Below are 13,169 nucleotides of genomic sequence, written 5' to 3' on the forward strand. Positions count from 1 at the left end.
GATAGCGGGCGCCCCCCCCCCCCCCCCCCCCCCCCCCCCCCCCCCCCCCCCCCCCCCCCCCCCCCCCCCCCCCCCCCCCCCCCCCCCCCCCCCCCCCCCCCCCCCCCCCCCCCCCCGGGGCGGCAGCGGTCACCTGGCCGGGGGCAGAAACGGAGCCGGTGGTGCCGGGGACGACCGGGGAGTCGTGGCCGGCTGTCCCGGCACCGGCGTCCGGGAGGGACGCGGCGACGGCTGCCCGGGGCTCCCCGCCCGGCCCGCCGTCGTCCGCCGTCGCGGCGCCGTCGCCGACGGCCCCGGCCGGGGGCAGGGCCGTGGGCGGCGGCGCACCCGGACCCTCGGGTGCCTCGCCCGGCACGCCGGTGACGGCGCCCGTGGCGGTGGCCGCGGCGGCCGGGCCGCCCGAGGCGGACACCACCACGGAGAGCGGTGCGGCCGACTGCGCCGTCGCGGCGCCCCCCGGCGCACCGGACGCGGCCGCCACCGGTGCCGCTGCCGCGTGCACGGCCGGGGTGGTCGGTGCCATGGGCGGAGCCGCCGGCGCGGGCGTGCCCGCGGGCGGAACGGGGCCGGGAACGATCGCGGCGCCGGGCTCGGTCGCGGCGGCTGCGGCGCCTGCCCCGATGCCCGCGGCGAGGGTGGCGCTGCTCGCTCCCACGGTGCCGGTGGTCGGCCCCGCCGCGGTGGAGCCCGCGGTCGACCCCGCGGCGCTGCCGAGTGCCAGGGCCCACAGCGCCGCAGCCACCCCGGCGGCGGCGGTGTCGACGACGGTGACGCCGTCGGCTGCTGCCTCCCCGGTGGCCGCTCCGTCCTCGCCCGGGGCGGCGTCGCCGGAGGTCTGCCGTCCCCCGTGGCCGCGAACCGGGTTCTGACCGCCGGACAGCGCGCCGTCCAGGGCCGAGGCGAAGGGTTCCGCGCTGTCGCCGGAGCCGCCCGGCGAGGCGCCGGCCGGAGCGGCCCGGGGACCCGGGGCAGCGGTGGTCACGGGAGCGGTCATCGGTAGGCCTCCGCCTTGCTCATCACGGACCGGACGTAGTTCTGGGTCTCCGGGTAGGGCGGGATGCCGCTGTACCGGCTCACCGTCCCGGGCCCGGAGTTGTAGGCCGCCAGTGCCAGCTCGGTGGAGCCGAACTGCTTGGTCAGGCTGCTGAGGTAGCGGGCCGCGCCGTCGATCGCCGAGGCCGGGTCGAGCGCGTCGACCCCCAGGCCGCGGGCGGTGGCCGGCATGAACTGCATGAGGCCCTGCGCGCCGGCGGGGGAGACGGCCGAGGAGTTGAAGCCGGACTCCTGCTTGGCGACCGCGGCCAGCAGCGAGGCGTCGACGCCGTGCTTGCTGGCCGCGCGCTGGAACAGGTCCGCGTAGGGCACCCCGGCCAGCGTGCTCGCGGTCGCCGCGGCGACCGGGCTCGCCCCGGCCGCTTCGGGGAGGACCCGGCGGATCACGCTCGGGTTGCCGACCGCCTGCACCTTCACCGTCTCTCCGGCCTGGGGCGCGGCGATCATCTGCCCGTTGCCGAGGTAGATGCCCACGTGGTCGATCCCCGCCCGCGACGACGAGTGGTCGAAGAAGACCAGGTCACCCGCGCGCGCGGAGGCGAGCGAGGCGACAGCCTTGCCGGCGGTCGCCTGCTGCGAGGAGGTGCGCGGCAGCTCGATGCCCAGGTTGCCGAACACCAGCTTGGTGAAGCCCGAGCAGTCCAGCCCCTTGCGCGGGTCGGTGCCGCCCCAGAGGTAGGGGACGCCGAGATACTTCTGCGCCTCGGCGACGACCGCACCCTCGGAGGCGGTGGCCGTGCCGGCCGCCGCGGTGGTTACCGAGGAGCTGCCGGTCAGCCCGGCCGCGCCGGCGGCCGAGGCCCACGCGGCGGACGACGAGGTGGTCGTGGCGGTCGGCTGGAACCGGGCGTGGATCTCGGCGATCCGGGCCTGCACCGCGCTCACTCCGTCCATGCCGTGCCCCTCTCCGTGTCGGTGCCCTCGTCGGTGCCGCGACGGGCACGGCCGGTGGCCAGGTCGTCCGCGGCGCGCGCCTCGGCGGCGTCGGCGGCGCGCTGCTGGGCCTCCCGGTGCCGTTCGGCGAGCCGCTCGAGCGCCTTGGTGCGGCGCGCGGCGGCGGTCCACTCCGCCCGGACGGCCTCGGCCTGCTCCGCTTGTGCGGTGGCCAGCGACCGGGCGTCGGCGGCATCGGTGGCCGCCGTGCGCAGCAGCACCATGGCCGCCACGAACGAACCGGCGGGCAGGGACGGCGGCAGCACGGCGCCGGCCAGCGCCGTCTCCTGCTCGGCCGCCCGCCGGGCGGCGTCCGCGGCGGCGTTCGCGGCGGCCGCCGCGGCGGCGGCCGCTGCCCGCTCCTCGCTCCGGCGCAGCTCCAGGACGGGCTGCAGCCGGAAGGCGGTGCGCTTCACCCGCCCCTCACGATCCGCTGCAGCCAGCCCCACGCCTCGGCGGCCGACGTCGACTCACCGAGCGGCTGCTGGAGGAACGCGTCGATCTGCGGGGCCAGCTGGCGGGCGCGGTCGACCAGCGGGTCGCTGCCGTCCTGGTAGGCCCCGATCTCGATCAGCTCCCGGACGTCGCGCAGGGCGCCCATGAGGCGGCGGATCTCCCGGGCATCGGCCATCTGCGCCGGCGGCACCACCGCGCCGGCGACGCGGGAGATGGACTCGAGCACGTCGATCGCGGGGAAGTGGCCGGTCGTGGCCAGCTTGCGGGTGAGCACGATGTGCCCGTCGAGGATCGAGCGCGCGGTGTCGGCGATCGGCTCGTTGTGGTCGTCGCCCTCGACGAGCACCGTGTAGAGGCCGGTGATCGACCCGGTCACACCGGTGCCGGCCTTCTCCAGCAGCTGCGGCATCATCGCGAAGACGCTCGGCGGGTAGCCCCGGGTGGCCGGGGGTTCCCCGGCCGACAGCCCGACCTCGCGCTGGGCCATGGCGGTGCGGGTGATCGAGTCCATCAGCAGCAGGACGTCGCGGCCCTCGTCGCGGAACGCCTCGGCGATGCGGGTGGCGACGAACGCGGCCTTGAGCCGCACCAGCGGCGGCTCGTCGGAGGTGGCGACGACGACGACGGTGCGGGCCAGCCCCTCGGCGCCCAGGTTCTCCTCGATGAACTCGCGCACCTCGCGGCCCCGCTCGCCGATCAACCCGATGACCCGGACGTCGGCGTCGGTGCCGCGGGTGATCTGGGCGAGCAGGCTGGACTTGCCGACGCCGGAGCCGGCGAAGATGCCGAGGCGCTGGCCCTTGCCGCAGGGGACGAGCGTGTCCAGGGCGCGCACGCCGAAGCTGAGCGGCTCCTCCACGCGGGCGCGGGAGAGGGCGTGCGGCGTCGGGGTCTCCAGGTCCACCCACGACACGCGGCCGTCGAGGGACGGTCCGCCGTCCACCGGCCGGCCGAGCCCGTCGAGGACGCGGCCGAGCAGCTGTTCACCGACCGGCACCTGCAGCGGCCGGCCCGTGGCGCGCACCGGGGCGCCGGCGTGCACGCCGGACAGCCCCCCCAGCGGCATGCAGGTGAGCCGGTCGCGGCCGACGGCCACGACTTCGGCGAGCAGCCGGCGCGTGGTGGGGTCGACCTCGACGAGGTCACCCACGGCCGCGGTGACGCCGTCGACGCTGAGGGTCAGCCCCATCGCACCGGTCACGACGCCGGTCACCTGCGGGCGGGCCGCCGCACGGGCGCGCTCGACCACGCCGGGCGGGACGGTCATGCGCCCAGCACCTCCTGCACGCGCTGCAGCGCCGTGCCCAGCTGGGCGTCGATCCGCCGGGGGCCGGACTCGGCGACGGCGCCGGCCCGCTCCACCGACGGATCGGCGACCACCCGCACCGTGTCGGGCAGCTCGGCGAGCGTCTCGGCGGGCACCTCGGCGAGGTCGTCCGGGTGCAGCCGCACGATCGTCGGGGCGTCGGCGGGGCAGAAGGTGAGGGCGCGGCGGACCGCGTCCATCACCGGGTCGGCGGCCAGCGCGAGCTCCCGGCCGAGGAGGTCCTCGACGAGGGTGAGCACGGTGCCCACGATCGAGTCGCGGATGTCGTCGGCCACCGGGCGGGCGGCCTCCTCCACCTCCCGCACGGCCGCGCCGAGCGCGGCGGTCGCGGAGACCAGCCGACGCTCCCACCGGGCCTGGACCTCGGCCAGTCGCTCCTGGGCGTCGCGCTCGACCTCGGCGACGACGGACTCCGCGGCCAGCAGGCCCTCGGCGTGGCCGGCGGCGAAGCCCTCGGTGCGGGCCTGGGCCCGCAGCCGTGCCAGCTCCTCGGCGTACACGTCACCGAGCCGGAAGGACGGCTTGCTGCCGGCGACCGGCTGGTCCTCGGCGCGGCGCACGCTCGTCCGGCGTTCGACCGGCGAGGGCTGGGCGGGGACGGCGGGGGAGGAGGGCGCCGGGGCGGCCGCGGCCGGCCAGGCCGGCACCGGGATGCCGGCGGTCCGGGCGGCCGGGACCACCGCGACCCGTGGGTCCGCGGGGGCGCCGCGCTCGGCCATGACCTCCCGGTAGGGGCGGGCCAGCGCGGCGGAGCCGCCGCGCAGGACCGCGCCCTCCCGGGGTGGCCGGTGACCGGTGTCAGGAGACGAACTCATCGTCCCCGCCGCGGTTGATGGTCAGCACACCCTGCTCCTCGAGCGTGCGGATGACCGCGACGACCTTGGCCTGGGCCTCCTCGACCGTGCGGGTGCGCACCGGGCCGAGCAGCTCGATCTCCTCGCTGAGGTTCTCGGCCGCGCGCTCGGAGAGGTTCCGCTTGATCTTGTCCTGCACGTCGGGCCGCACACCCTTGAGCGCGGTGGCGAGGTCGTTGGCCTCCACCTCGCGCAGCACCAGCTGCAGGGAGCGGTCGTCGATGGTGACGATGTCCTCGAAGACGAACATCTGCGAACGGACCTGGTCGGCCAGCTCCGGATCGGTGTTGTCCAGCCACTCGAGGATCGAACGCTCGGTGGGCCGCGGGGAGCGGTTGATGATCTCGACGAGGGTCTCGACACCGCCGACGGTGGTCATGTCCTGGTGCGCCAGGATCGAGCCCATCCGGCGGCCGAGCTCCTCCTCGACCAGCCGCACCATCTCCGGTGAGGTGCGGTCCATCATGGCGATGCGGTGGGCGACCTCGGCCTGCTGCTCGGGGGCGAATCCGGAGAGCACCTCGGCCGACTGCGCGGCCGTGAGGTGGGCGAGGACCAGGGCGATGATCTGCGCGTGCTCGTCCTTGAGGAAGGTGACCAGCTGCCGCACGTCGGCGTTGCGCAGCGAGGCGAACGGCACCTCGGTGTAGACGACGTTGAGCCGGGACAGGATGCCCTCGGCCTTGTCCTGGCCGAGCCCCGCCGCGAGGATCTCGCGGGCGAACTCGACACCGCCGCGCCCGACGAACTGCTGCGCGGTCATCAGGTGGTGGAACTCGCGCATGACGCCGTCGACGTCCTCGAGCTCCACCGAGCCCAGCTTCATCAGCTCGCGGGTGAGCGCCTCGACCTCCCGGGGCCGCAGCTGGGCGAGCAGGACGCCGGCCTCCTCCTTGCTCATCTGGGCGAGGAACACCGCGGCCTTGCGGAGGCCGGGCAGCTCCGGGCGCGGCGGTACGGCGACAGCGGTGCCGGGCGTCGTGGGGATGCTCGCGAGGGTCATGACTTGCTCTCGCCCAGCCAGCCGCGCAGCATGGCCGCGACCTCGTCGGGACGCTCGCTGACCATCGTGGAGATCTCCCCTCGCACCTTCGCCCGTTCGACGGCTTCCAGCTCCAGCGCGGCGTTGTCGGGCTCGACCATCTGCCGGGTGCTGGCCACGCGCAGGCGGTCCAGCTCGGCGAGCACGTCGTCGTCGAGCTCGAGAGCCTCGTAGTCCTCGTCGTCCTCGTCGTCCTGGCGGCGCCGCGAGCGCAGCCAGACGATGAGGACGACCAGCGCGATGCCCGCGGCGATGCCACCGGTGCGGATCATCGACCACATCTGCTCGGCGGCCTCGGCCTCGCGCGCGGCCTCCATCGCCGCGGCGGCGTTCTCGGCGGCGGTGGCGTCGAAAGGCAGCGCGGCGACCGTGATGTCGTCGCCTCGGGCCTCGTCCAGGCCGACGGCGGTGACCATCAGATCGGTCATCTGCTGCTGGTTGAGGTTGCCGGCGACCGCGTCGTCCATGACGACGGAGACGGTGAGCCGCCTCAGGGTCCCGGGGGCGTCGTCGACGACCTCGACGGTCTTCCCGACGGCGTTGTTGGCCGTCGTGGACTCCTTGTTGTACGTGGCCTCGCCGCCGGCGTTCTCCGCGGCGTCGGGCATGTTCTCCGGGCCCAGGATGCCGCCCACCGGGGCGCCGCCGCCGACGTACTCCTCGGTGGTCGTCTGCTCGGAGAGGGGTGGCGTGCCCTCCTCGAACTGGTAGGTCTCGGTGGTGGTGTTGCGCTGGGCCAGGTCGACGTCGGCGCGGACCGACACGACCGCCTTACCGGGACCGACCACCTGGTCGAGGATCTTCTGGGCGTTCGCGGCCAGCCGGTTCTCGTAGTCCTGCTCCACCTGGGAGCGAGCGTCGCCGGCGGCCGCGGTGACGCCCGTGCCGGCGGCCGAGAGGACCCGGCCGGTCGAGTCGGCCACCGTGACCTGGTCGGGGTCCATGTCCTGGATGCTCGAGGAGACCAGGTTGGTGACCGCCTGGATCTGCTCGCCCGTGAGCGCGGTGCCCGGGGCCAGGTCGAGCAGGACCGACGCCGTCGGCACGGCCTTGTCGGCGACGAACACCTCGTCCTTGGGCAGGGCGACGTGCACGACGGCGGAGTTGACGCCCGCCAGTGCCTTCAGCGTGTTGGCCAGCTCGCCCTCCAGGGCGCGCTGGTAGGTGACCTGCTGCTGGAACTCGCTGGTGGTGATGCCCTGCTCGTCCAGCAGGGCGTACCCGGTGCCCTTGCCGGCGGGCAGGCCCTTGCCGCTCATGGCCAGGCGGAGGTCGTAGACCTTGTCCTTGGCGACCATGATGGTTCCGCCGCCGTCCGCCAGTTCGTAGGCCGTGCCCTGGGCGTTCAGCTCCTCGACGATCGCCGAGGCGTCGGCGGCGGCGAGGTTCGAGAACAGCGGGGCCTGCGTCGGCGTGGTGATCCAGCTGTAGAAGAAGAACCCGCCGAGGGTCAGCCCGGCGAGCAGCAGGCCGATGACGACCTTCTGCCCGGCGCTGACCGTGTCGAACGTGGAGCGGGCACGCTCCAGCGTCCCGGCGAGTGCCGACTTCATCAGATCTGCATCCTCATGATCTCGTTGAAGGCCGCGACGGCCTGGTTCTTGATCGCCACGACCATCTCCGTGGCCACGCCGGACTCAGCGCTGGCGATCATGTAGTCGTGGACGTCCTTCAGGTCGCCGGTGGCGGCCTGCACGCCCAGCTCGGCGGTCACCGACTGGGTGGCCTGGAGCTTGTCGAAGGTGGAGGCGAGGACGGCGGCGAAGCCGTCGGTGCCCTCGGCGGCGGGAGTGCCGCGGGTGCTGCCGGCGACACCGGTGACCGCGCCGAGGCCGATCGGCGGGATGCCGCCGAGCGGGATCGTCATCAGCCCTTACCCAGCTGCAGCGCCGCCTGGTAGGCGTTCGTGGCCCGCTCGACCACGGCGAGGTTCGCCTGGTAGCCGCGCTGCGCCATCATCATGTGGGTCATCTGGTCCCCGAGGTCGATGTCGGGGTACTTGACGTAGCCCTCGGCGTCGGCCAGCGGGTGGTCGGGCTGGTACACCAGGCGACCCTCGGGGTCGCCGAACTCCGCGCGGGCCACGCGCACGCCGCCCTCGCCGGTTCCGTAGTCCACGGCCTGGGCGACGACGAGCCGCGCCTGGAAGGCGTCCTCGTCGGTGCGCCGCACCGTGTTGATGTTCGCGATGTTGTCGGCGGCGGCATCGAGCCACTTCCGGTGCGTCATCAGCCCGGACTGCGAGATGCTCAGGGCCTGGAACATGCTCATGGGGTCAGGACGTCCTCAGTGCCGTGCGGATCGAGTTGTACTTGCCGTCGAGTGCGGTCAGCGCCAGCTGGTAGCGCAGCCCCGTCTCGGTGGCGATGACCGTCTCCGCGTCGAGGTTGACGTTGTTGCCGTTGGTGTTCGTCGGCTCCAGCGAGCGCACGGTGGTGCCGCCGGAGATGACCGGGGTGGTGCCGTTGCGGATCGCCCCGCGCAGTGACGTCTCGAAGTCGGTCCGCCCGGCCAGGAAGCCGGGGGTGTTGACGTTCGCGATGTTGTCTGCGGTGACGCGCTGCCGCTGCGCGAGGCCGGCGAGCGCGGCCTTCAGGACCGGCGTGCCGACGTCGCCGATCATCGGGCGGCTCGCCGGCGGGTGGAGCAGGACACGATCGACCTCCGGGTACGCGGAAGACACTCGCGAACGAGTGCTGGGCCGCCGATCCGTGGCGAAAGTGGTGCTCTCCGTGCACCTGCTCCATCGGCAGCCGGCCGGTGCCGCCTGACCTCGTTCCGCCACACGAGGGACGGCAGGGACCGGATGGGGGAACCGTGGCGGATGTGACGGGCGGTGAGCTCGCCGTGCCGCGAGCCGACCGGGACGGGGGAGTTGGCACCTTCCGCACGGTCGCCGCGCCTGAGGGGCGGGTGCACGGCAGAACAAGACGAACGCCCCGCCGCCGGGAGCCGGCGACGGGGCGGACGTGCGGAGAGCGGGTCAGTGAGCGAAGGTGGCGAGCCGTCCGCGCCCGAGGGCGCGGGTGCGGTTGTCCCGCGCGGCCCGCCAGGCGGCCGCCCAGCGCTCGGCGGTGTGCTCGGTGAGGTGCTGGGCCAGCACCCGCTCCCGGGCGGCGGCGGCGACCTCGCGCCGGCGGTCGGCGTCCGTGATCCCGAGCGTGAGCCACTTCGCCCAGTCCTTGGGGGCGCGGGCCGGCATGCCCAGGCCGAGCCGCTCGTACTCGTCGGTCCGCGCGCGCACGCAGTACACGCCCCGGGCCGAGTACTCGAGCGGCTTGAGCCAGCTCTTGCTCGTGTTGAACCGGTCCACGCGGAGGGGGGCGATCCCGATGTCGAACAGCTCGCCGACCCGAGCGGCGTAGGTGTCCACGTCCATGACCCACGGCACCTCCTCGGGCTCGAACCGCAGGCCGAGACGCTCCCGGAGGTCCCACTTCTGCCCGAGGACCACCAGCCGGCTCCGCGGCGCCGTGCGGTCCAGCGCCTGCTGGAGGCCGGAGCCCATCTCCTGCAGGTCGTACGGGTGGTTGTAGACGTTCCCGGTCCAGCCGATCGTGACCGTTCCCGGCGTGCGCTCGTAGGCCGGCGGCAGCTCGGCGATGCGCCGGGGGACGGCGTTCTCGATGACCACACCGCGACCGTGGGGGGCGTACTCCCGCAGCAGCGCCGGGGTCGAGGTGGTGACGAAATCCGCCTCACGGGCGGCCTGCGCCGCGAGCTGGCTGTGCCCGGCGCGCACCAGGGCGTCGTGCGCCATGTGGCCGTAGGGGACCGCGGAGAGCAGGTCGTCCATCTCCACGACGACGGCCACGCCCTGCTCCTGCAGGACCCGCTGGGTCTGCAGCATGCCGACGGTCTTCGGCAGCTGCAGGACCACCACGTCGGCGCCCTGGGCGTCGGCGGCAGTCACCTCCAGCTCCCCGTCGCCGGCGGAGGGGTGCATCGTCGTGGTGATGCCGCGGGCGACCGCGACCTCGACCCCGAGCCCGGCCGCCTGGACCGCGCGGGCGGGCTCCTCGATCCGGTAGTACGTCGAACCCGGGGCGATCGCGTGCGTGAGCAGGACGCGCATGTGGGGGACCCTTCTCTGGATGGCCGCTGCCGGGGGAGCGGTGCGCCGGTGCGGCGCCCGGCGCCGGGAGTCGGCGCTCGCCCCTCTGCTATCGGCAGGTCGGAACCGGGAGACGTTCCGTCAGCGAGGTTTCGTGCTCAGCGGGCCCACGTCAGAGCGCGCGGTCGATGAACGACGGGACCGGTCGCTCGGCGCCGTAGGACATGCGCGCGGCGACGTCGCGCTGCCTCTGGGACTGGATGATCCGCTCGACCAGGGCCTCCGCGACCGCCAGCTGGTGCTGCAGCAGCCGGGCGGCCCGCTCACGCAGATCGGCCGGGATCGGGCCGAGCCCGGACGGCGGCACCCAGTCGGTGCTGCGCCTGCCCCACGCGGCGATCTCCTCGGCCCGGCCCCGGGCGAGGCTCTCCTGGGCGTCGAGGACGTCGCCCTCGAGCTGGTCGAGGGCCTCGCGCCAGTCGGCCGGCGGGTGCCGGTCGCCGGACGTGGAGCTGCCGGAGGCGTTCGGCCGGGCGGCAGGCGTGTACGGGCTGGCACCGAAGCCGGCCGCGGCCGAGCCGCTGACCGGGCCGACGGTCATGACGCGACGCCCGCCAAGGAGGCCGCCGCCTGCCGCCACGCGTCGCGCAGGGGCTCGACGACCGCCCGGCAGGAGGCGATCCGGTTGGCGTCGAACTTGAGGTTGGCCTGCACCAGCTCGCCCATCAGCCAGTTGTAGAGGGCTGCCAGGCGCGGACCGCCCTCCCACAGGTCGACCTGCAGGCTGGACAGCAGCTCGAGGACGATCGCCTGGGCGTGCTGGAGCTCCTCGTTCGCCCGGGAGCGGCTCCCCTCGGCGACCGCCACCTGAGCCCGCTCGAGATCGAGGGCCAGCCGGTCGTAGAGCATCACCAGCACCTGCTGCGGCGAGGCGGTGGCGACGGCGTCGCCGAGGTAGCGGGCGCGGAGCGAAGCAGCACTCATGGGGAAGGGCTCCTGAAGCGAAGAGTCGAGCGGGTGGGGCGGGGGACGTCAGGCCGACGGGAGCGAGCTGAGCTGACCGGCCAGCCAGTTCGACTGGTTGGTCAGGGAGCTCAGCGCGGACTCCATGGCGGTGAACTGGCGGGTGAGGGCCACCTTGCGGGCGGCGAGCCGCAGATCCCAGTCGGCGATCCGGTCCTGGATGTCGCGCGCGAGGTTGTCCTGGCCCTTGGCCAGGGAGCTCAGGGTGCCGGTCGTCGCGTCCGAGGCGGCCTTGCTGACGTCGCGGACCCGCGCGGCCAGGCCGGCAACGGCACCGGGCTCGCCCTCCACGCCGGTTCCGACCACGATGCGCTGGGCCAGCTCCGGCGTCGCCGTGAGGGCGGCGGCGAACTTCTCCTTGTCGAAGGTGATCCGGCCGTCGCGGGTGGACTGGAACCCGACCTGGGCCGGTGAGCCGTCGTCGCCGACCGCGTCGGAGACGGCCTGGAGCAGCTGACCGGCGATGGAGGTCACCGCGTACTCGCCGCGCAGCGCCGCCGTGCTCCCCGGCGTGTTGTCCGTGTATGTCTTGATCGTCGACAGCGCGTTGTTGACGGCGTCGACGAGCGCGGAGACCTTGTCGGCGACGGCGGCGGGGTCCGACGCGACGGTGACGGTGACCGGCGTGGGCTCCTCCTTGGAGACCGTGAGCGTCGCGCCGGGCAGGACGCCCTCGAAGGTGTTGGTGGCCGAGCTGATCGTGTAGCCCGTCGTGCCGGCGGTGGTTCCGCCGACGACCAGCTCCGCGTTCTGGCCGGCGCTCGTGGCGGTGAACGCCGTGCCGGCGACGGAGAACCCGGTGGCTGCGCCGGAGGTGCTCGCGCTGATCTGGAGGGCGAACTGCCCGGGGGAGACCTGCACCGCGGAGGCCTTCAGGCCCAGGGCGGTGTCGCCGTTGATCTTCGCCGCGACCTGCTCGAGCGACTCGGTGCCGTCCAGCGTGACCGTGCCCTTGCTGGTGGTCCCGTCGGCGCTGCGGATGTCCAGGCTGCTCAGGTCGGCGGCGGTGGTCGTGCTCGACCACCGGCCGGCGCTGGTCCAGGAGGCGGTGGTCGCGACCTTGGCGACGGTGAAGGTGAGAGAGCCCGGGGTGGCGTAGGAGGCGGTGGTGACCCCGACGGAGGCAGCGGTGCTGGTGGCCTTCGTGCTGGCGAAGGACTCCGGCTTGAGCAGCGACTGGGCGCTGGTGGTCAGGGCCGCCAGCGCGCTGTTCACCGTGCGGTAGGCGCTGGCGGTGACCTGCGTCGTCGACAGCCGCGTCTTCAGCGAGTTCTGCTGCTGCGCCTCGAGCTGCAGCAGCTGGCTGATCATCGTGCCCGTGTCGATCCCGGACACCAGGCCGGTGTTGATGCTCATCGTCATGTCACTGGCTCCTGGGGTCGGTGGGATCGGGGCGCAAGCGAGTGAGGGGGGAGGCGCGAGGGCCTCCCCCCTCACCCGGGGTGGTGCTGAGGGTCTGCGACCTCAGTTGCTCAGCTGATCGTCGATCAGCGGAGCAGCGAGAGGACGCCCTGCGAGGCCTGGTTGGCCTGCGCGAGCATCGCGGTGCCGGCCTGGCTCAGGATCTGGGCGCGGGTGAACCCGACCATCTCCTGGGCCATGTCGGCGTCGCGGACCCGGCTCTCCGACGCGCTCAGGTTCTCGATCGAGACGTTGAGCGAGTTGATGGTGCTCTCGAAACGGTTCTGCGAGGCACCGAGGGTGGCCCGGGACTCCGACACCGTCTTGATCTGGGCGTCCAGCGTGGCCAGGTCGGTCGAGGCGCTGTAGGTGCCCGACGCCTGCATGTTGGTGGACACGCCGGTGACCGCGGTGGCGACGGTGGTGACGTTGCTCAGGCTGACGCTGACGGTCTCGCCGCCGTTGGCGCCGGTCTGGAACGACAGGCTGGAGGCGCTGCCGTTCAGGAGCTTGGTCCCGTTGAAGTCCGTCCGGGTCGCGATGTCGGTCAGCGCGCCGGCGAGCTCGGTGACCTCCTTCGCGATGTAGCCGCGGGCCTTGTCGTCGACGACGCCGCTGTTACCCGCCTGGACGGTCAGGTCACGGACGCGCTGCAGGATGGAGTGCACCTCGGTGAGGGCACCTTCTGCCGTCTGCACGACGGAGACGCCGTCCTGCGCGTTGCGGACGGCGACCTTGAGGCCACCGACCTGCGAGCGCAGGCCCTCGGAGATCGCCAGACCGGCCGCGTCGTCGGCGGCGCGGTTGATCCGGAAGCCGGAGGACAGCTTCTCGAGCGACTTGCTCATCTGGCTGTCGGTGATCGACAGGTTCCGGTGAGCGTTGAGGGCGGCGATGTTCTGGTTGATGCGCAGACCCATGATGATCCTCCTTGGATGGGGTCGTACCTGGTGATCCCGCTGCATCCGTGCTGCGGGGCGGTGCACCTAGGTCATCGGCGGCATGTGCGCACCGCTTGAGCCGAGT

15 protein-coding genes are annotated in these 13,169 nt (G+C 73.9%); 1 reads left to right on the plus strand and 14 read right to left on the minus strand.

Annotation, left to right across the window (positions count from 1 at the left end; translation table 11 throughout):
- The first annotated feature begins 359 nt into the window (after positions 1–359).
- Entirely contained in the window at positions 360–869 is a 510-nt protein-coding gene (locus ACI79Q_RS19440; RefSeq protein WP_456613034.1) for a hypothetical protein, read from the plus strand.
- Positions 870–990: 121 nt separating this feature from the next.
- Here the strand turns inward: ACI79Q_RS19440 and ACI79Q_RS19445 are convergent, their stop codons facing one another.
- From ACI79Q_RS19445 to ACI79Q_RS19510, 14 genes are all read right to left on the minus strand, one after another.
- The gene (locus ACI79Q_RS19445; RefSeq protein ID WP_456615206.1) at positions 991–1,947 is read right to left on the minus strand and encodes a transglycosylase SLT domain-containing protein; all 957 of its coding nucleotides are present in this window, start codon (positions 1,945–1,947) and stop codon (positions 991–993) included.
- Entirely contained in the window at positions 1,935–2,402 is a 468-nt protein-coding gene (locus ACI79Q_RS19450; RefSeq protein ID WP_456613036.1) for a flagellar FliJ family protein, read from the minus strand. The genes ACI79Q_RS19445 and ACI79Q_RS19450 overlap by 13 nt, the downstream gene beginning before the upstream one ends.
- Positions 2,399–3,709 carry a FliI/YscN family ATPase gene (locus ACI79Q_RS19455; RefSeq protein ID WP_456591267.1) on the minus strand — a complete coding sequence of 437 codons (1,311 nt, stop codon included), beginning with the start codon at positions 3,707–3,709 and terminating at the stop codon, positions 2,399–2,401. The genes ACI79Q_RS19450 and ACI79Q_RS19455 overlap by 4 nt, the downstream gene beginning before the upstream one ends.
- Positions 3,706–4,584, minus strand: a complete 879-nt coding sequence (locus ACI79Q_RS19460; RefSeq protein WP_456613038.1) for a FliH/SctL family protein — start codon at positions 4,582–4,584, stop codon at positions 3,706–3,708. Before ACI79Q_RS19460 ends, ACI79Q_RS19455 begins: the two co-directional genes overlap by 4 nt.
- Positions 4,568–5,626: a flagellar motor switch protein FliG gene (fliG, locus tag ACI79Q_RS19465; protein ID WP_456613039.1), complete on the minus strand. Its 1,059-nt coding sequence runs from the start codon at positions 5,624–5,626 to the stop codon at positions 4,568–4,570. Before fliG ends, ACI79Q_RS19460 begins: the two co-directional genes overlap by 17 nt.
- Complete coding sequence (fliF, locus tag ACI79Q_RS19470; protein ID WP_456613040.1) at positions 5,623–7,218, minus strand: flagellar basal-body MS-ring/collar protein FliF; 1,596 nt, start codon at positions 7,216–7,218, stop codon at positions 5,623–5,625. The genes fliG and fliF overlap by 4 nt, the downstream gene beginning before the upstream one ends.
- The gene (locus ACI79Q_RS19475) at positions 7,218–7,532 is read right to left on the minus strand and encodes a flagellar hook-basal body complex protein FliE (protein ID WP_456613041.1); all 315 of its coding nucleotides are present in this window, start codon (positions 7,530–7,532) and stop codon (positions 7,218–7,220) included. Before ACI79Q_RS19475 ends, fliF begins: the two co-directional genes overlap by 1 nt.
- The gene (gene flgC / locus ACI79Q_RS19480; RefSeq protein WP_456613042.1) at positions 7,532–7,936 is read right to left on the minus strand and encodes a flagellar basal body rod protein FlgC; all 405 of its coding nucleotides are present in this window, start codon (positions 7,934–7,936) and stop codon (positions 7,532–7,534) included. Before flgC ends, ACI79Q_RS19475 begins: the two co-directional genes overlap by 1 nt.
- Before the next feature lie 4 nt (positions 7,937–7,940).
- Complete coding sequence (locus ACI79Q_RS19485; RefSeq protein WP_456591273.1) at positions 7,941–8,288, minus strand: flagellar basal body rod protein FlgB; 348 nt, start codon at positions 8,286–8,288, stop codon at positions 7,941–7,943.
- A gap of 360 nt (positions 8,289–8,648) precedes the next feature.
- Complete coding sequence (locus ACI79Q_RS19490; RefSeq protein WP_456615207.1) at positions 8,649–9,740, minus strand: glycosyltransferase family protein; 1,092 nt, start codon at positions 9,738–9,740, stop codon at positions 8,649–8,651.
- A 151-nt stretch (positions 9,741–9,891) separates the two neighbouring features.
- Positions 9,892–10,320, minus strand: a complete 429-nt coding sequence (locus ACI79Q_RS19495) for a hypothetical protein (protein WP_456613044.1) — start codon at positions 10,318–10,320, stop codon at positions 9,892–9,894.
- Positions 10,317–10,703, minus strand: coding sequence for a flagellar export chaperone FliS (gene fliS / locus ACI79Q_RS19500; protein ID WP_456613045.1), 387 nt, complete (start codon positions 10,701–10,703; stop codon positions 10,317–10,319). The genes ACI79Q_RS19495 and fliS overlap by 4 nt, the downstream gene beginning before the upstream one ends.
- Before the next feature lie 48 nt (positions 10,704–10,751).
- Positions 10,752–12,104, minus strand: a complete 1,353-nt coding sequence (gene fliD, locus ACI79Q_RS19505; protein ID WP_456613046.1) for a flagellar filament capping protein FliD — start codon at positions 12,102–12,104, stop codon at positions 10,752–10,754.
- Positions 12,105–12,229: 125 nt separating this feature from the next.
- Positions 12,230–13,063: a flagellin N-terminal helical domain-containing protein gene (locus tag ACI79Q_RS19510; protein ID WP_456613047.1), complete on the minus strand. Its 834-nt coding sequence runs from the start codon at positions 13,061–13,063 to the stop codon at positions 12,230–12,232.
- Positions 13,064–13,169: the final 106 nt, after the last annotated feature.

Source organism: Blastococcus sp. SYSU DS0828 (genome assembly GCF_054050975.1).